The sequence below is a fragment of the Solimonas aquatica genome (assembly GCF_900111015.1).
Lineage (GTDB): Bacteria > Pseudomonadota > Gammaproteobacteria > Nevskiales > Nevskiaceae > Solimonas > Solimonas aquatica.
On the sequence record NZ_FOFS01000011.1, the window covers coordinates 138,136 to 162,059 of the forward strand.

The 23,924-nt window shown below is 65.7% G+C and carries 20 protein-coding genes; 13 read left to right on the forward strand and 7 right to left on the reverse strand.

All coding sequences use genetic code 11. The features are described 5' to 3' along the window. Positions 1–149: 149 nt before the first annotated feature. Positions 150–1,421, reverse strand: coding sequence for an urea ABC transporter substrate-binding protein (urtA, locus tag BMY12_RS14430; RefSeq protein ID WP_093287653.1), 1,272 nt, complete (start codon positions 1,419–1,421; stop codon positions 150–152). An 83-nt stretch (positions 1,422–1,504) separates the two neighbouring features. Beyond that, positions 1,505–2,515: a porin gene (locus BMY12_RS14435; RefSeq protein ID WP_093287655.1), complete on the reverse strand. Its 1,011-nt coding sequence runs from the start codon at positions 2,513–2,515 to the stop codon at positions 1,505–1,507. 325 nt (positions 2,516–2,840) lie between these two features. Between BMY12_RS14435 and BMY12_RS14440 the strand changes: the two genes are divergently transcribed. The 9 genes from BMY12_RS14440 (at position 2,841) to BMY12_RS14480 (ending at position 12,796) form a co-directional block, all read left to right on the forward strand. Continuing rightward, complete coding sequence (locus BMY12_RS14440) at positions 2,841–3,659, forward strand: urease accessory protein UreD (RefSeq protein ID WP_245732531.1); 819 nt, start codon at positions 2,841–2,843, stop codon at positions 3,657–3,659. Positions 3,660–3,680: 21 nt separating this feature from the next. Further along, on the forward strand, positions 3,681–3,983 hold the full coding sequence (locus BMY12_RS14445; protein ID WP_093287661.1) for an urease subunit gamma: 303 nt from the start codon (positions 3,681–3,683) through the stop codon (positions 3,981–3,983). A gap of 16 nt (positions 3,984–3,999) precedes the next feature. Then, positions 4,000–4,305: an urease subunit beta gene (locus BMY12_RS14450; RefSeq protein WP_093287664.1), complete on the forward strand. Its 306-nt coding sequence runs from the start codon at positions 4,000–4,002 to the stop codon at positions 4,303–4,305. Next, a complete protein-coding gene (gene ureC, locus BMY12_RS14455) occupies positions 4,302–6,011 on the forward strand; it encodes an urease subunit alpha (protein WP_093287667.1) in 1,710 nt (569 codons plus the stop codon). The genes BMY12_RS14450 and ureC overlap by 4 nt, the downstream gene beginning before the upstream one ends. Positions 6,012–6,020: 9 nt before the next feature. Next, on the forward strand, positions 6,021–6,518 hold the full coding sequence (locus BMY12_RS14460; protein ID WP_093287669.1) for an urease accessory protein UreE: 498 nt from the start codon (positions 6,021–6,023) through the stop codon (positions 6,516–6,518). Positions 6,519–6,855: 337 nt separating this feature from the next. Next, complete coding sequence (locus BMY12_RS14465) at positions 6,856–7,542, forward strand: urease accessory protein UreF (RefSeq protein WP_093287672.1); 687 nt, start codon at positions 6,856–6,858, stop codon at positions 7,540–7,542. Continuing rightward, complete coding sequence (ureG, locus tag BMY12_RS14470) at positions 7,539–8,216, forward strand: urease accessory protein UreG (protein ID WP_093287674.1); 678 nt, start codon at positions 7,539–7,541, stop codon at positions 8,214–8,216. Before BMY12_RS14465 ends, ureG begins: the two co-directional genes overlap by 4 nt. A 277-nt stretch (positions 8,217–8,493) precedes the next feature. Next, positions 8,494–11,877 carry an ATP-binding protein gene (locus BMY12_RS14475; protein WP_093287829.1) on the forward strand — a complete coding sequence of 1,128 codons (3,384 nt, stop codon included), beginning with the start codon at positions 8,494–8,496 and terminating at the stop codon, positions 11,875–11,877. Next, positions 11,870–12,796 (forward strand): response regulator transcription factor, encoded by a 927-nt coding sequence (locus BMY12_RS14480; RefSeq protein WP_093287677.1) that lies wholly within the window; start codon positions 11,870–11,872, stop codon positions 12,794–12,796. Before BMY12_RS14475 ends, BMY12_RS14480 begins: the two co-directional genes overlap by 8 nt. A gap of 748 nt (positions 12,797–13,544) precedes the next feature. On the opposite strand, the gene BMY12_RS14485 is transcribed toward BMY12_RS14480, so the two are convergent. Together BMY12_RS14485 and BMY12_RS14490 are read right to left on the reverse strand one after the other, a co-directional pair. Continuing rightward, on the reverse strand, positions 13,545–13,943 hold the full coding sequence (locus BMY12_RS14485; protein WP_093287832.1) for a nuclear transport factor 2 family protein: 399 nt from the start codon (positions 13,941–13,943) through the stop codon (positions 13,545–13,547). A gap of 89 nt (positions 13,944–14,032) precedes the next feature. Then, positions 14,033–15,478, reverse strand: coding sequence for an aldehyde dehydrogenase family protein (locus BMY12_RS14490; protein ID WP_093287680.1), 1,446 nt, complete (start codon positions 15,476–15,478; stop codon positions 14,033–14,035). Between the two features lie 197 nt (positions 15,479–15,675). Between BMY12_RS14490 and BMY12_RS14495 the strand changes: the two genes are divergently transcribed. Next, entirely contained in the window at positions 15,676–17,082 is a 1,407-nt protein-coding gene (locus BMY12_RS14495) for a WS/DGAT/MGAT family O-acyltransferase (RefSeq protein ID WP_093287683.1), read from the forward strand. Between the two features lie 22 nt (positions 17,083–17,104). Here the strand turns inward: BMY12_RS14495 and BMY12_RS14500 are convergent, their stop codons facing one another. Then, a complete protein-coding gene (locus BMY12_RS14500) occupies positions 17,105–17,884 on the reverse strand; it encodes an SDR family NAD(P)-dependent oxidoreductase (RefSeq protein WP_093287686.1) in 780 nt (259 codons plus the stop codon). A 188-nt stretch (positions 17,885–18,072) separates the two neighbouring features. On the opposite strand from BMY12_RS14500, the gene BMY12_RS14505 reads away from it, so the two are divergent. Continuing rightward, positions 18,073–20,370 carry a TonB-dependent receptor gene (locus BMY12_RS14505; protein WP_093287689.1) on the forward strand — a complete coding sequence of 766 codons (2,298 nt, stop codon included), beginning with the start codon at positions 18,073–18,075 and terminating at the stop codon, positions 20,368–20,370. 199 nt (positions 20,371–20,569) lie between these two features. Here the strand turns inward: BMY12_RS14505 and BMY12_RS14510 are convergent, their stop codons facing one another. Beyond that, the gene (locus BMY12_RS14510; RefSeq protein WP_218140212.1) at positions 20,570–21,394 is read right to left on the reverse strand and encodes an AraC family transcriptional regulator; all 825 of its coding nucleotides are present in this window, start codon (positions 21,392–21,394) and stop codon (positions 20,570–20,572) included. Positions 21,395–21,635: 241 nt separating this feature from the next. Here BMY12_RS14510 and BMY12_RS14515 point away from each other — a divergent pair, with 241 nt between their 5' ends. Further along, complete coding sequence (locus BMY12_RS14515) at positions 21,636–22,091, forward strand: four-helix bundle copper-binding protein (RefSeq protein ID WP_093287695.1); 456 nt, start codon at positions 21,636–21,638, stop codon at positions 22,089–22,091. Between the two features lie 60 nt (positions 22,092–22,151). Here BMY12_RS14515 and BMY12_RS14520 read toward each other — a convergent pair whose 3' ends face one another. Next, positions 22,152–23,270: an RMD1 family protein gene (locus BMY12_RS14520; RefSeq protein ID WP_093287697.1), complete on the reverse strand. Its 1,119-nt coding sequence runs from the start codon at positions 23,268–23,270 to the stop codon at positions 22,152–22,154. 103 nt (positions 23,271–23,373) lie between these two features. Between BMY12_RS14520 and BMY12_RS14525 the strand changes: the two genes are divergently transcribed. Beyond that, a complete protein-coding gene (locus BMY12_RS14525) occupies positions 23,374–23,919 on the forward strand; it encodes a hypothetical protein (RefSeq protein ID WP_093287700.1) in 546 nt (181 codons plus the stop codon). Positions 23,920–23,924 lie beyond the last annotated feature (5 nt).

Here is a 23,924-nt window from a genome sequence, read left to right on the forward strand (position 1 = left end):
TGCGTAGCGAAAAAAGATGGCAGGGTCCACGCTGGTCGATTGGGCCTTGCTGTCAGCACCAGCAGGATTCCTGCCACCTGCAAACCGCGTTCATTCAACAAGTGGGCAGGGCGGTGCCGAACACCGCCCTGCCGCAAGCTGCTAGCCGATCAGTACTTCTGGCCGGAGCACTGCTTGGTTTCCTTGTTGTAGTTGCCGCACTTCAGGGTCACCCAGTCAGCCTCGATCTTCTTGCTTTCCGGCAGGAAGTCGGACCAGGCGTCGCCCGGCACCGTGCCCTTGGTCTGCCAGACGATGTCGAACTGGCCGTCCTCGCGCACTTCGCCGATGTACACCGGCTTGGTGATGTGGTGGTTGGGCAGAACCTTGGCGATGCCGCCGGTGAGGTTCGGCGTCTCCAGGCCCGGCAGGGTGTCGATGACCTTGGCCGCATCGGCGGTCTTGGCCTTCTCCACGGCCTTCACCCAGAGCTTGAAGCCGATGACCGTGGCTTCCATCGGGTCATTGAAGGTGCGCTTGTCGTTCTTGATGAACTTGTGCCAGTCGGCGATGGCCGCCTTGTTGGCCGGGGTGTCGATGGACTGGAAGTAGTTCCAGGCCGCGAGATGACCGACCAGGGGCTTGGTGTCCAGGCCGGCGAGTTCTTCCTCACCCACCGAGAACGCCACCACCGGAATGTCTTCGGCGGAGATCTTCTGGTTGCCCAGTTCCTTGTAGAAAGGCACGTTGGCGTCGCCGTTGATGGTGGAGACCACCGCCGTCTTCTTGCCGGCCGAGCCGAAGGCCTTGATCTTGGAGACCTCGCTCTGCCAGTCGGAGAAACCGAAGGGCGTGTAGTTCACCATGATGTCGGCTTCCGCCACACCCTTGGACTTCAGATAGGCTTCGAGAATCTTGTTGGTGGTGCGCGGATACACGTAGTCGGTGCCTTCCAGCACCCAGCGCTTCACCTTCACCTCGTTCATCAGATAGTCCACCGCCGGAATCGCCTGCTGGTTGGGCGCGGCGCCGGTGTAGAACACGTTCTTGGACGATTCCTCACCTTCGTACTGCACCGGATAGAACAGCAGGCCGTTGTTCTTCTCGAACACCGGCAGCACCGACTTGCGCGACACCGAGGTCCAGCAGCCGAACACCACCGAAACCTTGTCCTTCACCAGCAGCTGCTCGGCCTTCTCGGCGAACAGCGGCCAGTTGGAGGCCGGATCGACCACCACCGGCTCCAGCTTCTTGCCGAGCACGCCACCCTTCTTGTTCTGCTCTTCGATCATCATCAGGACGGTGTCCTTCAGCGTGGTCTCCGAGATGGCCATGGTGCCGGACAGCGAGTGCAGCACGCCGACCTTGATGGTGTCGGCGGCCTGCGCCGCGAAACTGGCGGCGCCGAGCGCGGCGGCCGTCAGAATGGTTTTGAGTTTCATGACAGATAGTCCCTTGTTGAGAGGTAGGTGACTGCTCCGGCCAGCTGTGGCCGGAGCAGTTTGAGGCGATCTGGAATCCGGACTCAGAAGGTGAACAGGGCTTCGAGCGCGTACGAGTTCGAATCACCGTTGGTGTCGGACTTGTCCATGCGGTACTCGCCGACGATCAGCCAGTTGTCGCCGACCTTGTAGCTGGGCGAGATGGTGAAGGCGCTGCCATCATCGACCGTGGCGCCAGCGGAATCCTTGATCTCGAAGTCGTGGTAACGCAGCGTGATGCCGTAAGGGCCGGTGGCGTAGTTGGCCATCAGCAGGTAGCCGTCGCCATCACCATCGGCATTGGCTGCACTGGAGCCGTAGTTGACGTTGTTGTATTCACCCGCGAAGGTGAAGCCTGCGACTGCGTAGGACACCCAGGTGTTGATGATGTCGGTGTCGCTGTCGCCATCGGTGATGTAGAACGCTTTCGCCGTCAGGCCTTCGATCGGCATCACCGCCAGACCACCCTCGTAGCCCATCTTGTCGTTCTTGTCGGGGGCCGTCTTGATCTCATTGCGGTCCTTCGGATTGAAGGCGCTGGTGACGGCGGAGCCCATGACCGCGAACTTGCCACCCTTGTAGGCAGCCGACACGCCGTTCTGGTAGTAGCCATAGAAATACTTGGCATAGCCGGTGCCGCTGTACTGGAACAGGCCGGTGGGCTCTTCGGCTTCCCAGCCGCTGTAGCTCAGAAAGCGGCCGACCTTCACGCTGAAGGCATCGGTGATGGCCTTGGTGACGAAAGCTTGCTCGACGAAGGTGACGTTGTCGCCATAAACCGGATCTTTACCGGCCCCGGCGTATTCGACGTCAACCTCGGCGGATACGCCCCCCGAACCGGCATACAGGAAGTCGGTTTCGAACTGATCGATACCGGCGCTCTTCGAGCTGGAGCCGCCGTCCGGCTTGACCGACGAGTACGACATGTCGAGAAAGCCGGTGACACTGAGGCCCTTCCCGATCTCGATTTCGGCGTGGGCGACCGGCATGGCGCCCACCGCGCCCACCGCCATCAGCGCTGATGCCCAGCGCGTCAGCTTGTTGATCCTGTTCATCGTGATTTCCCTATATGCATGATTGATTGCGTGTAGTCCGGTCGCGCAGGGCGCGAACGCGCAACCGAGGCTAGGCGTAGCGCATCGGCTTGGGTATGCGTCATTTGACGTAGAGCCGTTCTCGCCATCGCCGTTGCGGGGCGCTTATGATCGGCAATGGGGCATTTGACGTATGTCCGCCCACGCCCTGCCCTGCCGATGATGGCGGCATGGGCCTTGCTCAAAACCGATCATGGGATTGCCGACACCTGATGCCAGTTGTCCTGCTGCCGGGCCAGGCCTGGGCGGCGTTGCCGGCGCTCATGCCGCTGGACGAGCCCAGCGCGTGGATGGCGCGGCACGCCTGTGCTTTCGCCGCGACGCGGACGGGGTCACGCGACTCGCCGATCTATACCAGCGCGCGCCCTGTCGCATCCTGTTTCCCGAAGTCGAGCGCGGCGAGCCGCCGCAGGCGGTGCTGCTGACCACCAGCGGCGGACTCACCGGTGGTGATCGCCTGCGTCTGGATCTGCAGGTGGGCGATGGCGCCGCCGCCACCATCGGCACGCAGGCGGCGGAGAAGCTCTATCGTGCTGTGCCGGAAGAAGACGACACCCGCATCGACGTCCGTCTCAGTGTCGGCGCGCAGGCCTGGGCCGAGTATCTGGCGCAGGAAACCATCCTCTTCAACCGCGCGCGCTTGCGGCGCTCATTCACGGCGGAGCTGGCGCCGGATGCGCGGCTGCTGGCGGTGGAGAGCGTGGTGTTCGGGCGTACGGCGATGGGCGAGGACTGCAGCGAAGGCCTGCTGCATGACGCCTGGCGCATCCGTCGCGGCGGGCGGCTGATCTGGGCCGATGCGATGCACCTGCAGGGCGCGCTGCGGACGCAGCGGGATCTGCCCTTCGGCTTTGACGGCGCCGCCAGCTGCGCGACGCTGATTTACACCGGCCCGGATGCCGCCGAGCATCGCGAGGGCCTGCGCGAGCTGGCGGCGGGTTTGCAGCTGCCGGCGGCGGTGAGCCTGATCGGCGAGCTGCTGCTGCTGCGCCTGCTGGCCGCCGATGCGCAGGCGCTGCGCGCGGCACTGATGCAGGCGGTGGCGCAGCTGCGCGCGCAGGCTGCTGGTCTGGCCGCGCAGCTGCCGCGCGTCTGGTATTGCTAAGCCCCATTTTCGAGAGACCGCATGAACCTCACGCCGCGTGAAAAAGACAAGCTGCTGGTGGCACTGGCCGCCATGGTGGCGCGCCGCCGCCTGGAGCGCGGCGTCAAGCTCAATCATCCGGAAGCCGTGGCCCTGATCACCGACACGGTGGTGGAGGGCGCGCGCGACGGCAAGAGCGTGGCGCAGCTGATGCAGGAGGGCGCGCAGGTGATCAGCCGCGCGCAGGTGATGGAAGGCATCGCCGAGATGATTCACGAGATCCAGGTCGAGGCCACCTTCCCCGACGGCACCAAGCTGGTCACGGTGCATCAACCCATCCGCTAAGAGAGGCGAGGCGCCCATGATTCCCGGCGAAGTGCTCACCGAAGAAGGCGAGATCGTGCTCAATGCCGATCGCGCCGCCATCAGCCTGCCCGTGGCCAACACCGGCGACCGTCCGGTGCAGGTCGGCAGCCACTACCATTTTTTTGAAGTGAATCCCGCGCTGAGCTTCGATCGCGCGAGTGCGCGCGGCATGCGCCTGGACATCCCGTCCGGCACCGCGATCCGCTTCGAGCCCGGCCAGACCCGTGAGGTGCGCCTGGTGCCTTACGTGGGCGCGCGCGTGGTCATCGGTTTCCGCGCCGAGCTGATGGGGCCGCTATGAGCCATTCGATCAGCCGCCGCGCCTATGCCGGCATGTATGGCCCCACCACGGGGGATCGCATCCGTCTCGCCGACACCGAGCTGTTCGTGCGCATCGAGCGCGACTACACGGTGTACGGCGAGGAAGTGAAGTTCGGCGGCGGCAAGGTGATCCGCGACGGCATGGGCCAGAGCCAGCGCTCGCGCGCGCAGGGCGCGGTGGACACCGTCATCACCAATGCCGTGATCATCGATCACTGGGGCATCGTCAAGGCCGACATCGGCTTGCGCGACGGCCGCATCGAGAAGATCGGCAAGGCCGGCAATCCCGACGTGCAGCCGGGCGTGGACATCATCATCGGTCCGGGCACCGAGGTGATTGCCGGCGAGGGCCGCATCGTCACCGCCGGCGGCATCGACACGCATATCCACTTCATCTGTCCGCAGCAGGTGGAGGAGGCGCTCAATGCCGGCGTCACCACCATGCTCGGCGGCGGCACCGGCCCCGCGCATGGCACGCTCGCCACCACCTGCACGCCCGGCCCCTGGCATCTGTCGCGCATGCTGCTGGCGGCGGAAAGCCTGCCGATGAATCTGGGTCTGTTCGGCAAGGGCAATGCGAGCCAGCCGCAGGCCCTGGAGGAAATGGTGCTGGCCGGCGCCTGCGGCCTGAAGCTGCACGAAGACTGGGGCACCACGCCCGCAGCCATCGACTGCTGCCTGTCGGTCTGCGATGCGCTGGACGTGCAGGCCACGCTGCACACCGACACGCTCAATGAATCCGGCTTCGTGGAAAGCACCATTGCCGCGTTCAAGGGCCGCACCATCCACGCCTTCCACACCGAAGGTGCCGGCGGCGGTCATGCGCCGGACATCATCCGCGTCGCCGGGCTGGCCAATGTGCTGCCGTCCAGCACCAATCCCACGCGGCCGTACACGGTCAACACGCTGGACGAGCATCTGGACATGCTGATGGTCTGCCATCACCTGGACCCGAAGATCGCGGAGGACGTGGCCTTTGCCGAGAGCCGCATCCGCAAGGAAACCATCGCCGCCGAGGACATCCTGCATGACCTGGGTGCGTTCTCGATGATGAGCAGCGACAGCCAGGCCATGGGCCGCGTCGGCGAAACCGTGATCCGCTGCTGGCAGACCGCGCACAAGATGAAACTGCAGCGCGGCACGCTGTCCGGTGATGGCAATGCCGACAATCTGCGTGTGCGCCGCTACATCGCCAAGTACACCATCAATCCTGCCATCGCCCACGGCATCAGCGAGTACGTGGGCTCGGTGGAGCCGGGCAAGCTGGCCGATCTGGTGCTGTGGTCGCCGGCCTTCTTCGGTGTGAAGCCGGACATGGTGCTCAAGAGCGGCAGCATCGCCGCCGCGCCCATGGGTGATCCCAATGCCAGCATTCCCACGCCGCAGCCGGTGCATTACCGGCCCATGTTCGGCGCCCTGGGTCGCGCCGGCGTGCAAAGCTCGCTGCTGTTCGTCAGCAATGCCTTCATCAGCAGCGGCAATGCCGCGAAGCTGGGTCTGGCGCGGCCGCTGGCGGCGGTGCGCAACACGCGCGGCGGCATTTCCAAGCGCAGCATGATTCTCAACGACGCGATGCCGCATATCGAAGTCGATCCCGAAACCTATGAAGTGCGCGCCGACGGCGAGCTGCTGCGCTGTGAACCGGCGGCGGTGCTGCCGATGGCGCAGCGTTACTTCCTGTTCTGAGGCCTCGTCATGCTCAGTGCCTCGGAAGTCCTGGTGGCCGGCAGCTGGAATCCGGCCTTGGCCTGTGATCGTCTGACGCTCGACTATGACGAGCGGCATCGTCGCCGTTTCCGCTACGTGGCCGAGGGCGGCACGCAGTTCCTGCTGGACCTGCCACGGGTGACGGTGTTGCAGGAAGGCGATGGCCTGAAGCTCGACGACGGCCGCGTGATTCAGATCGCCGCCGCGCCGGAAGCCTTGCTGGAAGTGCGCGCCGGCAGCGCCGAAGCGCTGGTGCGCCTGGCCTGGCATATCGGCAACCGGCACTTGCCGGCACAGCTGGCGGCGGATCGCATCCTGATCCGTGAAGATCATGTGATTGCGGCGATGCTGGAAGGCCTGGGGGCGGTGGTGCGGCCGGTATTCGCGCCGTTCACGCCGGAATCGGGCGCTTATGCGCACGGCCATGGCCGCGAAGGCGGCGAGCGTGCGCATGCCTATGTGTTCACCAGCAGGCAGGGACATTGAGCGCGGTGCGCATCGCCGCCACCAACACCGTAGGGCGGGTGAGGCGCGTGAGCGCCGTAACCCGCCAGGGCTTTGCTGTCGCTGCTTGGGGTGTTGCTCGATCTGGCCTTGGTTTCGTGCGCCCTTCGGCGCCCGAGGTACTACTCTTTGCACAAGCAAAGAGCGAAGCGACCTACGGGGGAGGCTTCGCGGACTCCGCCGCCGAAGGGCGGTGGAAGAAGCCAATAGATCAAGCGCAGCGCAAAGCGCAGAACGGCAAAGCTATGGCGGGTTACGGCGCTATCGCGTCTAACCCGCCCTGCAGCTTGTGCGGCGAACAGCGCGCAGGAGGCTTTGCATGAGCGCGCTCAACGAGGCCACGCTCTACCGCCTGCTCGCCTGGACCTCCCCGTCCTATCCCATCGGCGCCTTCAGCTACAGCCATGGCCTGGAATGGGCCATCGAAGAAGGCAACGTGCGCGATGTCAAAACCCTGGTCGCCTACATCGAAGCCGCGCTGCGTCGCGGCGGTGCCTGGATCGATGCGGTGCTGTTCTGTCAGGCCTGGCGCGTCGCGCATGAACCGCAGGCCTTCGACGAGATCGCCGAACTCGCCGGCGCGTTTCGCGGCAGCGCCGAGACCGCGCTGGAAAGCCAGCAGCAGGGCGCCTCGTTCCTGCAGGTCACGCGCGCTGCCTGGCCGCATCCGCTGCTGGACGCCTATGCGCAGCGCAGCCAGGGACAGCCGCGTGCGCATGCCGTGGTCATGGCCCTGGCCTGCGCCGCGCACGGCATCGCCCTGGCGCCGGCACTGAGTGCCTACCTGCATGGCTTTGCCGCCAATCTGGTGTCCGCCGGCGTGCGCCTGGTGCCGCTCGGGCAGACTGACGGACAGCGCGCCACGGCGGCGCTGGCGGCGGTGGTGGAAGACGTGGCGCGGGCCGCGCCAGGCTGCGCCCTGGAGGATCTGGGCAGCGCCGCACCCCGGCTCGAACTTTGCTCCATGAAACATGAAACCCAGTACACGAGGTTGTTCCGCTCATGAATCTGACGATGCTTTCCCCTGACGACGGCACCAGCGCCGGCACCTGGCATGGCCCGCTGCGCGTCGGCATCGGTGGTCCGGTGGGCTCCGGCAAGACCGCGCTCACCGAGCGTCTGTGCAAGCTGTTCCGCGAGCACTATGACGTGGCCGCCATCACCAATGACATCTATACCAAGGAAGATGCCGAATTCCTGACCCGCGCCGGCGCCCTGGTGCCGGAGCGCATCATGGGCGTGGAAACCGGCGGCTGCCCGCATACCGCGATCCGCGAGGACGCCAGCATCAATCTCGCGGCAGTGGACGCGATGATCGAGCGCTTCCCCTCGCTGGAGTTGCTGTTCATCGAGAGCGGCGGCGACAATCTCTCCGCCACCTTCTCGCCGGAGCTGGCCGATATCACCATCTATGTGATCGACGTGTCCGCCGGCGACAAGATTCCGCGCAAGGGCGGCCCCGGCATCACGCGCTCCGATCTGCTGGTGATCAACAAGATCGATCTGGCGCCCCTGGTCGGCGCCTCGCTGGAAGTCATGGACCGCGACGCCCGACGCATGCGCGGCGCGCGGCCTTTCATTTTCAGCAATCTCAAGCAGAATCGCGGCCTGCACGAGATCGCGCGCTTCATCATCGAAGCGGGCGGCCTGGAACTCCGCGCGCTGCCGCAGACGGTGTGAGCTAGCCGCTCCCCCTCTCCCCAACCCCTCTCCCGCGAGGGGCGAGGGGCTTTGGCTGGATAGGGACTGAGAGTTTCAAGGTGAAACATCATGGTTCCTATCTCGGTGGGGCGAGGGGCATTAGCCGGATCGGGATTGAAAGTTTCAGAGCGAAACGACACGGTTCCCCTCTCCCCTCGCGGGAGAGGGGCAGGGGAGAGGGGGCGGCTTTGACCACAGCAATGCGATGTCCGACGCGGTAAAGCTCAGCCAGCTGAAGGCCGCGCCTGCGCGGCCGATGCCGGCGCGCGCGCCGCATCAGCGCCAGCGCATCGTGCGCGAACGCCGCCAGTACAACAAATGGGTGGCCACGCAGACCCTGGAAGACTATGCGCTGCGCTACACGGCGGATCGCGCGCGCAAATGGTCTTCGTTCTGGGTCGGCAATACCGCGCTGGGCGCAATCTCGTTTCTGGCCTGCGAGGCCATCGGCGGCGGGCTGACGCTCAAGTACGGCTACGCCAATGCCATGCTGGCGATCGTCGCGGTGTGCACGCTGATGTTCTTCGTCGGCCTGCCCATCATCCGCTACGCGGCGCGCTACGGTCTGGACATCGATCTGCTCACGCGCGGCGCCGGCTTCGGCTACATGGGCTCGACCATCACCTCGCTGGTCTATGCCTCCTTCACCTTCCTGCTGTTCGCGATCGAGGCCAGCATCATGTCGGCGGCGCTCAACATCGCCTTCGGCATTCCGCTGTCCATCGCGCATCTGATCAGTGCCCTGGTGGTGATTCCCATCGCGCTGTACGGCATCCGCCTGATCGGGCGCCTGCAGATGCTCACGCAGCCGATCTGGCTGCTGCTGCAGCTGGCGCCGCTGATCTATGTGGCGATGTATGGCGGCGAGGAAGTGCGGGCCTGGACCCACTTCGGCGGCGAACAGGGCGGCGCCGGGCTGCAACTGCCGCTGCTCGCCGCCGCCGGCTCCACCTTGCTGGCCCTGCTGCCGCAGATCGGCGAGCAGGCCGATTACCTGCGCTTTCTGCCGGAGCGCAGCCGTGTCAGCCGCAGCGGCTGGTGGCTGGCCATGCTCACCGCCGGGCCGGGCTGGGTGTTCATGGGCGGCTTCAAGCTGGCGGTCGGTTCCTTTCTCGCCTTCCTGGCGCTGCGCAACGGCGCGACGCCCGAGCTGGCCGCGCAGCCCACGGAAATGTTCTATGTGGTGTTCAACAGGATCGTCCATTCGCCGGGCTTTGCGCTGGCGCTGACCGGTCTGTTCGTGATCACCTGCCAGCTCAAGATCAATGTCACCAATGCCTACGCCGGCTCCATCGCCTGGTCCAATTTCTTCTCGCGGCTGACGCACGCGCATCCCGGCCGCGTGGTCTGGCTGGTGTTCAATGTGCTGCTGGCGCTGCTGCTGATGGAAATCGGCATCCTGCGCCTGATCGAAAACATCCTGGTGCTGTACGCCAATTTCGCGGTGGCCTGGATCGGCGCGCTGACCGCCGACCTGGTGATCAACAAGCGCGTGGGCTGGAGCCCGTCCTTCATCGAATTCAAGCGCGCGCATCTGTACGACATCAATCCGGTGGGCGTCGGCAGCATGGCGATCTCGGTGCTGATCTCCACCCTGGCCTTCATGGGCCTGCTGGGTCCGCTGGCCGCCGCGCTCTCGCCCTTCATCGGCCTGGCGGTGGCCTTCTGTGCCGCGCCGCTGATCGCCTGGGCCACGAAGGGTCGCTACTACCTCGCACGCCAGCCTTCCGATCTGCCCGAGACCGCCGCCGAAATCCGCTGCGTGATCTGCGAAAACCATTTCGAGCGTCGCGACATGGCACTGTGCCCGGCCTACTCGGGACCGATCTGCTCGCTGTGCTGCACCCTGGAGGCGCGCTGCCAGGATCTGTGCAAGGAGAACAGCCGCTTCGGCCAGCAGATCACCGCGCTGCTCAGCCGCCTGCTGCCGAAAACGCTCAAGCCTTATATCGACTCCAGCGTCGGCCATTTTCTCGGCATCCTGCTGCTGTTCAACGCGGTGATCGGCCTGCTGCTGGCGGTGGTGTACTTCCAGTACAGCGGCATGGAGCCGGCACACCGGCAGGTGATCGGCACCACGCTGTGGGTGGTGTATCTGGCGCTGTTCGTGCTCTCGGGCCTGGCCTGCTGGCTGCTGGTGCTGGCGCATGAATCGCGCAATGCCGCGCAGCTGGAATCCACGCGCCAGACCACGATGCTGATGGACGAGATCGAGGCGCATCAACGCACGGACGCGGCGCTGCAGAAGGCCAAGGAAGCGGCGGAAAGCGCCAACGAGGCCAAGAGCCGCTACGTGGTCGGCATCAGTCATGAAATCCGCTCGCCGCTCAATGCCATCTTCGGCTATGCGCAGCTGCTGGAACGCGAGCCCAAGAATCCGCCGGAGAACGCGGTGCGCGTGATCCGCCGCAGCGCCGAGCATCTGTCGAACCTCGTTGAAGGGCTGCTCGACATCTCCAAGATCGAAAGCGGCGTGTTCCGCCTGAGCCGCGACAAGGTCGCGTTCCCGGAGTTTCTCGATCAGATCGCGGACATGTTCCGCGTGCAGGCCGCGGCCAAGGGCATCGGCTTCGACTACAAGCGTCCCGAGCACCTGCCGGCTTACGTCAACGCCGATCAGAAACGCCTGCGGCAGATTCTGATCAACCTGCTGTCCAATGCCGTGAAGTTCACCAGCGCCGGATGCACCGGGCTCACCGTGCGCTATCCCAACAGCCAGATCGCCGAGTTCGAGATCACCGACACCGGCATCGGCATCCGCAACGAAGACCACGAGCAGATTTTCAAACCCTTCGAACGCGGCGGCATGCCCGGTGCGCGCAATCTGCCCGGCGCCGGTCTGGGCCTGACCATCACCAAGGTGCTGGTGCAGATCATGGGCGGCGAAATCCTCTTGCGCAGTCAGCCGGGCGTGGGCAGTACCTTCATCGTGCGCATGCTGCTGTCGCAGGCCGTGCCGCCGGACGCACAGCACCAGCAGCGCCGTCGCGTGCTGGGTTACGAAGGTGAAACCCGCAGCGTGCTGATGGTGGACGATGATCCCGTGCATCTGGATCTGGCCGAGGCGATGTTGAAGCCCCTGGGCTTTCGCATCCTGCGCGCCAGCGAGGGCGCCACGGCGCTGCGCATCGCGGCGCAGGAAAAGCCGGATCTGGTGATGCTCGACATCGCCATGCCCGGCATGAACGGCTGGGAGGTGGCGCAGGGCCTGCGCGCGCAAGGCCCTGCGAATCTCAAGATCCTGATGGCCTCGGCCAATGCCCATGACTATCACGCCGGCGGCGAGGCCGGCGTGCCGCACGATGCCTTCGTGATGAAGCCCATCGATCTGGAATACCTGATCGAGCGCATCGGCGGCCTGCTGCGTCTGCAATGGCGCTACGAGGCGCCGGCGGCCGGCAGCGAGGCGCAGGGCGGCGAGGACGAGGCGCCGCTGTCGGCGCAGGCACAGCAGTTCCTCAAGGAGCTGCGCCAGCTGGGTCGCATCGGCCATGTGCGCGCCATCGAGGCCAAGCTGCGCGAGCTGGAAAGCGCCGATCCCGACAGCCGCGCGCTGGTGATGCGCTTGCGCAGCCTGGTCAGCCGTTTCGATCTGAAGACTTATCTGGCGGTGCTCGACAAGGTGATGCCCGATGGCTGAGTCCGAGCGCCGCGACATCGTGCTGGTGGTGGACGACACGCCAGATACCTTGAGCTTTCTCACCGACACGCTCGATGCGGCCGGCGTGACCGTGCTGGTGGCGGTGGATGGCGAGAGCGCGCTGAGTCTGGTGGAGCAGGTGACGCCGGATCTGGTGCTGATGGATGGCGTGATGCCGGGCCTGGATGGTTTCGAAACCTGCCGGCGCATGAAGCGTCTGCCGCAGGTCTCGCAGGTGCCGGTGATTTTCATGACCGGGCTGTCCGATACCGAGCATGTGCTGCGGGGCTTGTCCGCCGGCGGCGTGGATTATGTGACCAAGCCCATCGTGGTCGATGAGCTGCTGGCGCGCATCCGCGTGCATCTGGCCAATGCCCGCGCGGCACAGGCTTCGCGTCTGGCGCTGGACGCCACCGGCCGCTTCCTGCTGTCCACCGATGCACAAGGCCAGCTGCGCTGGTGCACGCCACGCGCCGAGCAGCTGCTGAGCGCGGTGCTGGCGCCGGACGCGCAGCAGGGGCGGCTGCGTTTCCCGGCGGCGCTTGCCGAGCAGCTGCTGCGTTTGCGTCGCGATGCCAGTGTGCCGGTGGTGCTGGAGCTGCCGGGGCAGCGTCTGGAGTTTTCCTTCGTCAGCTCCACGGGCGCCGATGAGTATCTCTATCGCATCACCGAGACGGTGGCGGATCGTGAGCAGGCGCTGGCGCAGCAGACGCAGATCCTGCAGCAGCAGTTCTCGCTCACGGCGCGCGAGGCCGAGGTCTTGCTGTGGATCAGCCGCGGCAAGTCCAACCGTGACATGAGCGAGATTCTCGGCATCAGTCCGCGCACGGTGAACAAGCATCTGGAGCAGATCTTCCTGAAGCTGGGTGTCGCCAACCGCGCCTCGGCAGCGGCCAAGGCGGTACGCGTGCTGAGCTGAGCGCGCGTGCTTTTTCGTGATCCGTGATCCGTGATCCGTAGGGCGGGTTAGGCGCGATAGCGCCGTAACCCGCCAGGGCTTTTCTGCTGTGTTTTCGCGTTGTTCCCAATCTCGCCTTGGTTTCGTTCGCCTTCGGCGCCCGAGGTACTTCTCTTTGCTCGTGCAAAGAGAAGTACCCAAGAGAAAGCACGCCCTACGCCTCGCATCCGTCGCCGCTGACGCGGCGCCGGCAGCCAACCCCGCCCCGCGTGCTCGGGGCCGTTGCAGACGCGCCATCCCTGGCGCGGCTGCAACTGAGCCGAACTTCCTGTTCGGCTCTCCCACTGCGCTCGCTACGCTGCTCGGTGCGAGGCAAAGGGGGTTAAAAGCAAAGCCACGACAACAGCAACAGCGGCTTCGGGCGCGGAGCGTCGCTGCGCTGTAGCTTTTGAGTTTGGGGCCCCCGTCTCTGGCGCTGGGCTGTGCGGCGAGCGCAGGGGAGAGCCGCTTGGCAAGGGCGGCTCAGTTGCGGTCACGCCAGGGATGGCGTGTCCGCAACGGCCCCGAGCACCTTGCACAGCGCAGGCACCCGCGCAGCGGGCGCCAGAGCCGTTTTCTTTGCACAAGCAAGGAAAAGCGTGAAGCGAACTGCGGGGGAGCTTCTCGCCGCCGCCGAAGGGCGGTCGAAAGAGCCAATAGATCGAGAGACAAACGTCGCAAGCAGCAGCAAAGCCATGGCGGGTTACGGCGCCATCGCGCCTAAGCCGCCCTACGTCTGCGGCTTGTGCTGCTGCAGCATTGCGGCCATGCGTTCCTGCACCAGCTGGATGGCTTTGAGCGGGCGCAGCATCACCTTGAACTCCACGACGCGCTGCTCGGCATTCCAGTGCAGGATGTCGACGCCGTTGATCTGCACACCATCGATGGTCGTGGTGAATTCCAGCATCGCGTCCTGCTCGCCGACGATCTCGCGTACATAACGGAACGAATCGTTGAACAGCACCGCAAACGCGGCGTGCAGATACAGCTTGGTGAGCGCCTTGCCCTGCTGCGGCTTGTGGACCACCGGCGAGACAAAGGCCACGTCTTCGGCCAGAAATTCGTCCAGCAGCGCGAACTGGCGCTGCGCGACGAGCTGATGCCACAGGGCGACAGGATGCGGATTCATGAAAGCGGGCTCCGGCAGGATTTGCGTCATGAAAAAAGGGCGGTCTTGCGACCGCCCTCGTCTGTGAGGCTCAAGACAGGCTGCAGGCCTTACTGCGTCTTCACCATCATGTCGAGCACGCGACGGGTGAAGTTGCTGTACGGCGGGAACAGCAGCGTGGCGAGGTTGAAGCGGGTGCGCACCACCGCGCGTTCGTGCGAGAAGGCGCGGAAACCGTAGTGACCATGCGCCGAACCGATGCCGGAATTGTTCACGCCACCGAAAGGCAGATTGCCCTGCGCAAACTGCATCACCACATGGTTGATGCAAGTGCCGCCGGCACTGGTGCTCTTGAGTACGCGCTGGATGTTGCGCTCGTTGCGGCTCCAGATGTACAGCGCCAGCGGCTTGGGCTGCTCGTTGATGGCGGCAATCGCCTTGTCCAGATCGCTGTAGGCGAAGATCGGCAGCAGCGGTCCGAAGATTTCCTCGCTCTGGATCCTGGCGTCGGCCGGAATGTTGTCGAGCAGGGTCGGCTGCACGAAGCACTCGTTCTCGTTGACGCCGCCGCCGCAGAGCACGCGCGCACCGCGCTGCTGCGCGTCCTGCAGCAGGCCGGCGACGCGCTTGGTGTGGCGCTGGTTGACCACGCGTGCCAGATTGGGGCTGGCCAGCTGCGCGCCCATGTCCTTGCCATAGCTTTCACGCAGCACGGCGGTGCACTCGTCAACGAAAGCCTGCTTCACGCTCTCGTGCACGTAGATGTAGTCCGGCGCGATGCAGGTCTGGCCGTTGTTGGTGTACTTGCCCCACATGATGGTGCGCGCCGCAGCCTTGATGTTGGCGCTTTCATCGACGATGGTCGGCGACTTGCCGCCCAGCTCCAGGGTCACGGACGTGAGGTTCTTGGCGGCGGCCGCCATCACCACCTTGCCGATTGCCGGCGAGCCGGTGAAGAAGATGTGGTCGAAGGGCAGGGCCAGCAGCGCGGTGGAGACATCGGCCTCGCCTTCGAAGATCGCCACTTCATCGGGCGAGAAGATCTCGCGCACGATGCGCACCATCAGCGCCGACATGTTCGGCGTCATTTCCGAAGGCTTGAGGATGGCGGTGTTGCCGGCCGCGATGCAGGACACCAGCGGACCGAAGGTGAGATTCACCGGGTAGTTCCACGGCGAGATGATCAGGCAGCGGCCCTTGGGCTCGAACTGCACATGGCTGCTGGTGCCCATGGTGGTGCGGGAAGGCCAGACGCGCAGCGGCTTCATCCAGCGCTTCAGGCTGCGCATGGTGTGCTTGGCTTCCGAGATCACCGGCAGGGTTTCGCCCAGGTCCACTTCCGCGGGCGGCTTCTTGAAGTCGCGGTAGGCGGCGTCATAGAGCGCCTGGCGGTTGGCCAGCATCGCATCATGCAGGCGCTGGATCTTGGCGATGCGCTCGGCGGCGGTGGACATGCGCAGGCGCAGGGCGGTGGGCCACTGCGCGTCGAACACGCGGCGGATCTCGTCCAGGCTGGCGCTGTGCGCATTGGGCAGAAAGGACACGACGGTATTCATGGCGGAGATCTCCTGCAGTCCCGAAGGGAAAAGGTCTCGGGTCAAATTAAACGCCCGGTTTGGTTCTTACAGTATAGGCCGGCTTGCGGGCCAGCAGGGAATGGCCGGCGGGACAGTCCGGAGCGGACCCGGGTTCTGTGAAAGCCGCAAGGCAGGCCCTAGACTGGCCGGACGAGAAATTTATAAGGGGAGCGCTCATGCAACTGATCAAGCCATTGGATGCGGCCTGGCTGTACGTGGACACCCGCGCCACGCCCATGCAGGTGGGCTGCCTGGCGATCTTTTCCCTGCCGGCCCGCGCCGGCGCGCCGTTCTTGCGCCGCCAGGTGGAGGCCTTCCGCGCCGCCCGCCATTTCGCCTCGCCCTTCAATCTGCGCCTGGCGTCGCCGCGCCTGCGCTTCCTGCTGCCGGCCTGGGAGATCGAGACCCAGATCGACCTGGATTACCACTTCCGCCACTCGGCGCTGCCGGCGCCGGGCGGCGAGCGCGAGCTGGGCGTGCTGATCTCGCGCCTGCATTCCAATGCCATGGATTTCAGCCGGCCGCTCTGGGAATGCCATCTGATCGAGGGTCTGGAGAACCGCCGCTTCGCCCTGTACATCAAGATGCACCACTCGCTGGTGGACGGCATCGGCGGCATGCGCATGCTGCAGCGCATGCTCTCGCCCGACCCGGCCACCCAGGATCTGCTGCCGCCCTGGTCGGTCGGCGCCGGCCTGCGGCATCGCGAGGTGGAACCCGATCCCAGCGAGCCGGCGCAGCCGATCCGCGATCTGCTGCAGGGTGTGCGCGGCCAGCTGCGCAGCATTCCGGCGGTGACGCGCGCCTTCGGCGAGCTCGCCCGCGAGGCGGTCCAGCATCAGCAGAAGGACTGGGCCCTGCCCTTTGCCGGTCCGCGCTCGGTGCTCAATGGCGTGGTGTCCGGACAGCGTCGCTTCGCCACCCAGCATTATTCGCTGGAGCGCGTGCGCCGCGTGGCGCGCGCCGGCAAGGTCAGCGTCAACGATGTGTTCATGGAAATCTGCGCCGCGTCCATGCGCCGCTACCTGCTGGAGATCGGCCAGCTGCCCGCCGCGCCGCTCACCGCCGGCGTGCCGGTGTCGGTGCGTCCGGCCGACGATCAGAGCGCCGGCAATGCCATCAGCTTCATCATCGCCAGCCTCAACACCCACATCGCCGATCCCCTGGAGCGTCTGGCCGCGATTCACGACTCCGCGCAGCTGGCCAAGCGCCATCTGCAGCAACTGGCCAAGACCGACATCAACAACTACACCACGCTGTTCATGGCGCCGTACATGGCGCAGTTGCTCTCCGGCCTGGGCGGCCACACGCGGCCGATGTTCAACGTCACGCTCTCCAACGTGCCGGGCCCGGACCGGCAGCTGTATTTCAACGGCGCGCCGCTGGAGCAGATGTATCCCATCTCGCTGCTCTCGCACGGCCAGGCGCTGAACATCACGGCGGTGTCCTACGCCGGACAGTTCAACGTCGGCTTCACCGGCTGCCGCGACGCGCTGCCCAGCATGCAGAAGCTCTCGGTCTATGCCGGCGAGGCCCTGGAAGAACTGGAACGCCTGCTGCTGGGTCAGGCGGAGGCCGCCTGAACGCAGCGCGCGCTGCGCGCGATCAAACCCCCGGCGCGCCCGGAAAGCCGACGTAGTACTGGCCGGTGAGCATGCCGCCGTCCACGGCGATCTCCGCGCCGCAGAGATAGGAGGCCTCGTCGCTGGCCAGAAACAGCGAGACGCGCGCGGCTTCCACGGGCTCGCCGACGCGCTGCAGCGGCACCATGCCGTAGCGCTTGTTCACCTCGCTCCGGGGCTCGCCGTAAGGGTTGCCCATCGCGGTATCGATGCCGCCGGGATGGATGGAGTTCACGCGCACGCCCTTGTGCCCGTACTCCATCGCCGCCACGCGCGTCAGGCCGCGAATGCCCCACTTCGAGGCGCTGTATGCGCCCAGCCCGTTGGCGCCCTTCATGCCGTCCACGGATGAAACGTTGACGATGCTGCCGCTGCCCTGTTTCACCATCTGCTCGCCCACCAGCTTCACGCCCAGGAAACAGCCGATCAGGTTGATGTCGATCACGCGCGCGAAATCCGCCAGGCTGGTCTCCGCCAGGGTGCGGAACATCAGCACGCCGGCATTGTTCACCAGCACATCGATGCGCCCATGGCTGCGCACCGCATCATCGATCAGCTTGCGCCAGCTGTTTTCATCGCTGACATCGTGACGCTCGAAGCGCGCCCGCTGGCCCAGCTCCGCCGCCAGGGCGTGACCTTCGCCCTCCAGCACATCGGCGATCAGCACGCGTGCGCCTTCCTGCGCAAACAGCCGCGAAGTGGCGGCGCCCATGCCGCGCGCGCCTCCGGTGACGATGGCGATCTTGTCCTGAAGGCGGCCCATGGTGTGCTCCGTGATTTGAACTCGTATCCGGCCATGATGCTGGCATCGCGGCAAAGCGCAAGCCTCCTCCATCCGGGCGAAACCGCCTCTCGTCCGTCCGGACGATGGCCCTGTGCGCGCTTGGCCGGAGCATAAGGGACGGAGACGCCGCTGCACACGGTGTCCGGGATTTCAAAGAGGAGACTCACATGCCGATCCAAAACCAGCACCGCGCTGCGGCGCTGATTCTGTTGCCGGGCCTGCTGCCTCTGGCCATGTCCGCCACCGCTCAGGACGCCGCAGCGCCCGCCGAAGGCGACAAGCTTGAGGAGGTGATCGTGACCGCCCAGCGGCGCGAGGAAAAGCTGCAGGAAGTGCCCATCGCGGTGACCGCGCTCAGCGCCGAGCAGGTGGAGAATCGCGGCATCCAGAACGTGGCCGATCTTTCGGCGCTGGCGCCGGGCCTGCAGATCAGCAAGACCGCGTCCAATTCCACCATCTCGCAGATCACCATCCGCGGCCTGTCGCAGATCAATCCCGCCATCTACTGGGACCCGGCGGTGGGCGTGTACGTGGACGGCGTGTACATCGGCAAGGCGCAGGGCGGCATCTTCGACATCGTCGATCTTGAACGCGTGGAAGTGCTGCGCGGCCCGCAGGGCACGCTCTACGGCCGCAACACCCTGGCCGGCGCCATCAATCTGATCACGCGCAAGCCTTCCGGCAGCTTTGCCGGCAGCGCCAGCCTGGAGATCGGCAATTTCAATGCGGTGCTCAGCAAGGCCTCGGTGGATCTGCCGAAGATGGGCATCGTCAGCCTGAGCCTGGCGGTGCGCCAGGAGCAGCGCGACGGCTGGGTGCACACCGCCAGCAGCAGCTCCACCGGCGAACTCAACAACCGCCACAACGATGGCCTGCGGCTGGCCGCCGACTTCGATTTCGCGCCGGGCCTGCTCGGCCAGTACCGCTTTGATCGCAGCAACGTCAATCAGACGCCGAACTGGGATCAGCTGTATCGCGCCAGCGCCGGCTTCTTCACTTTCGTGGGTTACCCCACGCTGCCGAGCTACGCCTCGCAGCAGCGCCAGGAGCATGCCGATCTGGACGCGCCGATGTTCGAGCGCGCGCACATCACCGGGCACTCGTTCACCCTGAGCTGGGACGTGGACGAGCACAACACGCTCAAGAGCATCAGCGGCTTCCGCCAGCTGAACTGGGACGACTCCCTGGACATCGACGGCTCGCCGATGAACGTGGTGTTCACGCAGCGCTTCACCGACTATCACCAGCTCTCGCAGGATCTGCAGTGGCTGGGTCACCGCGAGCAGCTGCAATACGTGGCCGGTGTCTACTACTTCGGCGACAAGGGCAATACCAACAATCCGCTGCACTTCTTCGACAATGCCGTGGATGAGGACTCGCGTTATGGCACGAAGAGCAGTGCGGTCTCCGGCTACGGGCAGATCGACTACAAGCCGCTGCAGCCGCTGACCCTGAGCGCCGGAATCCGCTACACGCGCGAGAAGAAGGAGCTGGATCGCGTGTTCGGCTGCAATGCGCCTTTCGTGTATCCCACGTACTGCACGCCGGGCCCGGGGCAGTCTTATGCCTATCTGATTCCGCAAGGCACCAGCCCGGACAAGACCTTCAGCGCCACCACGCCGATGGCCAGCATCGCCTACCAGCTCAGCACGCAGCTCAACACCTATCTGCGCTATGCCGAGGGCTTCAAGAGCGGTGGGTTCAACGGCGAGTTTGCCGATCCCACGCAGGATGCCGCGTACAACATCGGTCAGACCAACACGCCCTTCAAGCCCGAGAAGCAGCGCTCCTTTGAATGGGGCGTGAAGAGCAATCTGTTCGACAGCCGTCTGCAGCTGAATACCGCGCTGTTCTACAACAAGGCCAAGGACCTGCAGGAATCGCTGTTCCTCGGCGGCGCCGGCGCCGCCAGTGCGGTGCGCAATGCCGGCAAGGCCACCATCTACGGCGCCGAGCTGGAAGGTGCCTGGGCGTTCGCGCCGGGTTCGCGCCTGGGCTTCAACTACGCCTATCTGCATCCCCGCTACGACGAATTCATTGACGCCAGCGGCACGGATCAGGCCCACAACCGCGCTTTCGTGCATGCGCCGAAAAACAGCTTCAATGCCTATGTGGATGCGCGTCTCTGGCGCCTGAGCCTGGGCGAGCTGCGCGGTCTGCTCGATTACGCGTATCAGAGCGACTTCTACACCTACGCCTATCAGCTGCAGCCCACGGACCCGGCGCAGCAGCTGGCCCGTGACAGCAAGGTGAACGGCCACGGCATTCTCAATGCACGCCTGGCCCTGGCCAATGTGCGTCTGGGCAGCAGCGCCTCCGGCGAGGTCGCGCTGTGGTGCCGCAATGTGCTGGACGACGACAGTGCCACCAACTTCATCGATTTCGGCCCGGGCTTCGGCAGTCTCACCGTGGCCAATTTCGAGGAGCCGCGCACCTATGGCATCACCGGCGTGGTGCGCTGGTAGCTGAACAGCGCCCCTCTGTCGCAAGGGCGGAGGGGCGCTAGTGTCGTGAGTCAGAAGTTCCTTGATGAAGTCGCCGAGGATTTTTCGTGGCTGGCAAGGCGCGCCGACGAGGCATAGTGGTGACTATGGCGAGGAGGCGCAACGCCGCCAGACGCGAAAAAGACCGGCGAATTCGCATGCGAATTTCTGACTCACGACACTAGGCCTCCACCGGCACCAGGAACTCGATCACCGCGCCCGCCTGATCCAGCGCCTGGCGGCCGTCATAGCGTTCGAAGTCCGGCCCGGCCGCCACCCGCAGGCCCGAGGCCGGCAGCAGCTCGCCCCAGATCTTCGCCATCGCCGCCTTGATCTGCAGGTGAATGCCGCCACCGCCCAGCGTGATGCGGAACACCGCATAGCGCGCGGCGGCAATGTGCAGCCGCTCGAAGCCGGGCGGCAGCGGCGCATCGGCCTGCACCGCCACGCCGGCCAGATAGCGCAAGCTGCCATTCTCGGCCGACACGCAGGACACCACGCCGTAGCTGTTCCAGCTCGGCAGCTGGCCCTCGAATGGCAGCTGCGCCAGCAGCCGCGACCAGAGCTGTGGAATATCGGCCTTGTTGCTCTCGTCGAAGTCGCGCGCGTAACCGGCCACCGTGAAGGCCGGCAGCGTCTGGCGATCAGGCAGCAGCGCCACCTGCGGCTGTACGGATTCGGGAAGACTCATAGGGAACTGTCCCTCCAAGGGGGTGAGTGAAAAGCCGCGCCGGAAGCGTCCGGGGGCGACCCCGAACTGACGCTTGAAGGCGCGGCTGAAGGCCTCCGGCGACTCGAAGCCGCAGTCCAGGGCCAGATGCAGCAGAGACCGCTGCGGCTGATCGAGCAGGCGTCGCGCCGCAGCCAGCAGCCGCCGACCCCGCAGATGCGCCATCGGGCTGCGGCCCATGTGCGCCGTGAACAGCCGCGCGTAGTGATATGCGGAGAGCTGGGCCTGCTGCGCCAGATGCTCCAGCGTCAGCGGCCCGAACAGATGCGCCTCCATGAATGCGAGGCTGCGGGCGATGCGATCTGCGCTGGGTGGCGGAGGACAGTCCATGCGCCCTAGCTTGCCGCAGACGCCCGCGCCCGTCCTGACCGTTCTTGCGCCGCCCGCCATCGGCGCCTCCGCGGTGGCACAGCCCCGCGGTCGCGAGCATGACGCAAGGCATTTCTTTTCATCAAAGCCGTGGCATGCTCCCCGTACGGCGCAGGGTTTGCGCGCCATTCAAGACAGGGAGAAGACCATGCAAAGAAGAAAGTTCCTGACCGCTGCCACCGCAGCCGTGGCCTCCAGCGTGATCAGCGCCGCCTGGGCCGAGGACAAGATGCCGGACGAGGCCGGCATGCATCATCACCACCACATGGCCGAGGCCTATCCGCCCATCGCCGCCACCGCCGCCGACTGCATCAAGACCGGACAGGTGTGCATCGATCACTGCCTGAGCCTGCTCGGCCAGGGCGATACCAGCATCGTGGGCTGCGCGCGCAGCGTGCAGCAGATGCTGCCGATCTGCGCCGCCCTGCAGCAGCTCGCCGTGCAGAAGTCCGCCTATCTGCCGGCAATGGCCAAGGTGGCGCTGCAAGCCTGCCGCGACTGCGAAAAGGAATGCCGCAAGCATGCCGACAAGCACCCGCAGTGCAAGGCCTGCGCCGAGTCCTGCCTGGCCTGCGCGAAGGAATGCGAGAAGCTGGCGGTGTAAACGATCGCCGCTCCCTCATCGCGCCGCGATGGGGGAGCGGGAGCGGGCAAGATCCGCCGCTCAGTGCCGCAGCAGCGCCAGCGCCAGCTCCATCACGATCAGCAGCACGATCGACACTTCCAGCAGCTCCGCGCGCCGGCTGGAGGCTTCGTCATACAGCGCGATGTAAGTGTCGCGGATGATCGCCAGCTTGCGGTCCACCGCCTGGCTGACGCTGGGCACGCGGAACTGGTCCAGGGCCGCGCTGTAGACGCGCGCCAGGTACACGTCCTCGGTCACCTGCAGGGCGTTGTCCACCTTCTCCTTCAGCTCGGTGACCTCGGCCACCAGCGCATAGAGCTTGCGCGCCAGACGTGCATAGCGCGCCGGCGCCACCGGCCACACCGAACGCTGCGTGGCCTCCACCAGGTCGTACATGCGCGGCAGCTCTTCGTCGAGCAGCTCGTCGTAGTAACGCATCTCCAGCAGCTGGGCGTTGGCAATCTCCAGCACATCGGCCACGTCGCTGTCGCCGCGCGGATCGTAGATGAAGGCGCGCTCCCAGCTCAGCACCACCAGATCATCCTCGTAGTAGGAGAAGCGCCGGCTCAGGAGATCACGCTGCGCGCCGGGCGACAGCGGGCGCGTCTCGCCGGCGAGCAGCGCGGCCAGGTCCACACGCTCCAGCAGTTCCTCGGCGCGCAGCGGTGCGGCGAATTCATGCACCACGGCGCAGAGATAATCCTCCTGCACATAGCGCGTGGTGGGTCGCTGATAGGCCGAGCCGGTGAGCACACGCAGCTTGTCCAGCAGCTCCGGCCAGGCCGTGCTCTGCGCGCGCGGGCCCACGGCCTGATCCAGGGCTTCCAGCAGCTGCCGGTAACGCGTCCAGCTGCAATGGCTCACCGGCAGCTGCAGGGCCAGCGACAGCACGCCGAAGTCGTAGAAGCGCGCCTGCACCGCCAGCGAAAACATCTCGTCCGCCAGCGACAGCTGCAGCGGCTCCAGGTCCAGCACCACCGGCGGCACGTCGAAGGCCACCGCCTTGGGCTGCGTGTTGCTCAGGCGCCCGCGCCGGCTGCTGGGGCCGCTGCGCGCGGCCCAGAGCTGTTCCACGGCGGGCAGATCGATGGCGAAGGCCACATCGAAGATGCGCTGCGCAATGAGGGTGCCAGATCGCAGCTCCGGAACGGTGTTCATGAGCAAGGGCTCTGGCAATGACGAGGCGGTCAGTGTAAACCCGCTCTGCGTCGCGTCGGTGACGGCCGGCTTAAACTGTGGAAGGTCCCACGCGGAGCGCCCCATGAAGCCTCGTCTGATTGCGCTGCTGATCGCGCTGCTGCCACTGCTGGTGTTGCTGGGGCCGGGCAAGCTGATGGAGCAGCTCAGCGGCCGCGCGCACTACGAGCGCACGGCCGATCCGGTCAGTCTGCCGCTGAACCTGCGCCTGCAGGGCTATGAGCTGGCGGATGTCAGCGCGTACTGGCAGTGGCTGGGCGCTGCGGGCCAGGCCGCCGAGCGCCGCTTTCTGCTCATGGACCTCGGCTTTCCGGTTCTCTACGGTGCAGTACTGATCGCCTGCCTGCTGCTGGCCTGGCGGCTGCTGGGTCAGGCACCGCGTGGGCTCTGGCTGCTGGCGCCGGGTCTGACCGTGCTCGCGGACTGGCTGGAAAACAGCATCCATCTGCAGCAGCTCGCACACCATGCCGCAGGCCTTGCGTTGAATGCGTCCTTGATTGCCATCGCCAGCGCCGCCACCCGCATCAAGCTGGTGCTCTATGCCTGGTCCTGCGTGCTGATCTGGCGCCTGGTCTGGCGCGGCTCGCACCGCCGCGCCGCGCAGGCTTGAACAAG

What these genes read in the sequence shown, in the direction of transcription:
- BMY12_RS14485 (WP_093287832.1), bottom strand. Translation starts at nt 13,943, where the DNA reads ATGAATCCGCATCCTGTCGCCCTGTGGCATCAGCTCGTCGCGCAGCGC.
- BMY12_RS14500 (WP_093287686.1), bottom strand. Translation starts at nt 17,884, where the DNA reads ATGGGCCGCCTTCAGGACAAGATCGCCATCGTCACCGGAGGCGCGCGC.
- BMY12_RS14435 (WP_093287655.1), bottom strand. Translation starts at nt 2,515, where the DNA reads ATGAACAGGATCAACAAGCTGACGCGCTGGGCATCAGCGCTGATGGCG.
- BMY12_RS14495 (WP_093287683.1), top strand. Translation starts at nt 15,676, where the DNA reads ATGCAACTGATCAAGCCATTGGATGCGGCCTGGCTGTACGTGGACACC.
- BMY12_RS14515 (WP_093287695.1), top strand. Translation starts at nt 21,636, where the DNA reads ATGCAAAGAAGAAAGTTCCTGACCGCTGCCACCGCAGCCGTGGCCTCC.
- BMY12_RS14450 (WP_093287664.1), top strand. Translation starts at nt 4,000, where the DNA reads ATGATTCCCGGCGAAGTGCTCACCGAAGAAGGCGAGATCGTGCTCAAT.
- BMY12_RS14525 (WP_093287700.1), top strand. Translation starts at nt 23,374, where the DNA reads ATGAAGCCTCGTCTGATTGCGCTGCTGATCGCGCTGCTGCCACTGCTG.
- ureC (WP_093287667.1), top strand. Translation starts at nt 4,302, where the DNA reads ATGAGCCATTCGATCAGCCGCCGCGCCTATGCCGGCATGTATGGCCCC.
- ureG (WP_093287674.1), top strand. Translation starts at nt 7,539, where the DNA reads ATGAATCTGACGATGCTTTCCCCTGACGACGGCACCAGCGCCGGCACC.
- BMY12_RS14490 (WP_093287680.1), bottom strand. Translation starts at nt 15,478, where the DNA reads ATGAATACCGTCGTGTCCTTTCTGCCCAATGCGCACAGCGCCAGCCTG.
- BMY12_RS14460 (WP_093287669.1), top strand. Translation starts at nt 6,021, where the DNA reads ATGCTCAGTGCCTCGGAAGTCCTGGTGGCCGGCAGCTGGAATCCGGCC.
- BMY12_RS14510 (WP_218140212.1), bottom strand. Translation starts at nt 21,394, where the DNA reads ATGGAGGCGCATCTGTTCGGGCCGCTGACGCTGGAGCATCTGGCGCAG.
- BMY12_RS14445 (WP_093287661.1), top strand. Translation starts at nt 3,681, where the DNA reads ATGAACCTCACGCCGCGTGAAAAAGACAAGCTGCTGGTGGCACTGGCC.
- BMY12_RS14475 (WP_093287829.1), top strand. Translation starts at nt 8,494, where the DNA reads ATGCCGGCGCGCGCGCCGCATCAGCGCCAGCGCATCGTGCGCGAACGC.
- BMY12_RS14465 (WP_093287672.1), top strand. Translation starts at nt 6,856, where the DNA reads ATGAGCGCGCTCAACGAGGCCACGCTCTACCGCCTGCTCGCCTGGACC.
- BMY12_RS14505 (WP_093287689.1), top strand. Translation starts at nt 18,073, where the DNA reads ATGCCGATCCAAAACCAGCACCGCGCTGCGGCGCTGATTCTGTTGCCG.
- BMY12_RS14520 (WP_093287697.1), bottom strand. Translation starts at nt 23,270, where the DNA reads ATGAACACCGTTCCGGAGCTGCGATCTGGCACCCTCATTGCGCAGCGC.
- urtA (WP_093287653.1), bottom strand. Translation starts at nt 1,421, where the DNA reads ATGAAACTCAAAACCATTCTGACGGCCGCCGCGCTCGGCGCCGCCAGT.
- BMY12_RS14480 (WP_093287677.1), top strand. Translation starts at nt 11,870, where the DNA reads ATGGCTGAGTCCGAGCGCCGCGACATCGTGCTGGTGGTGGACGACACG.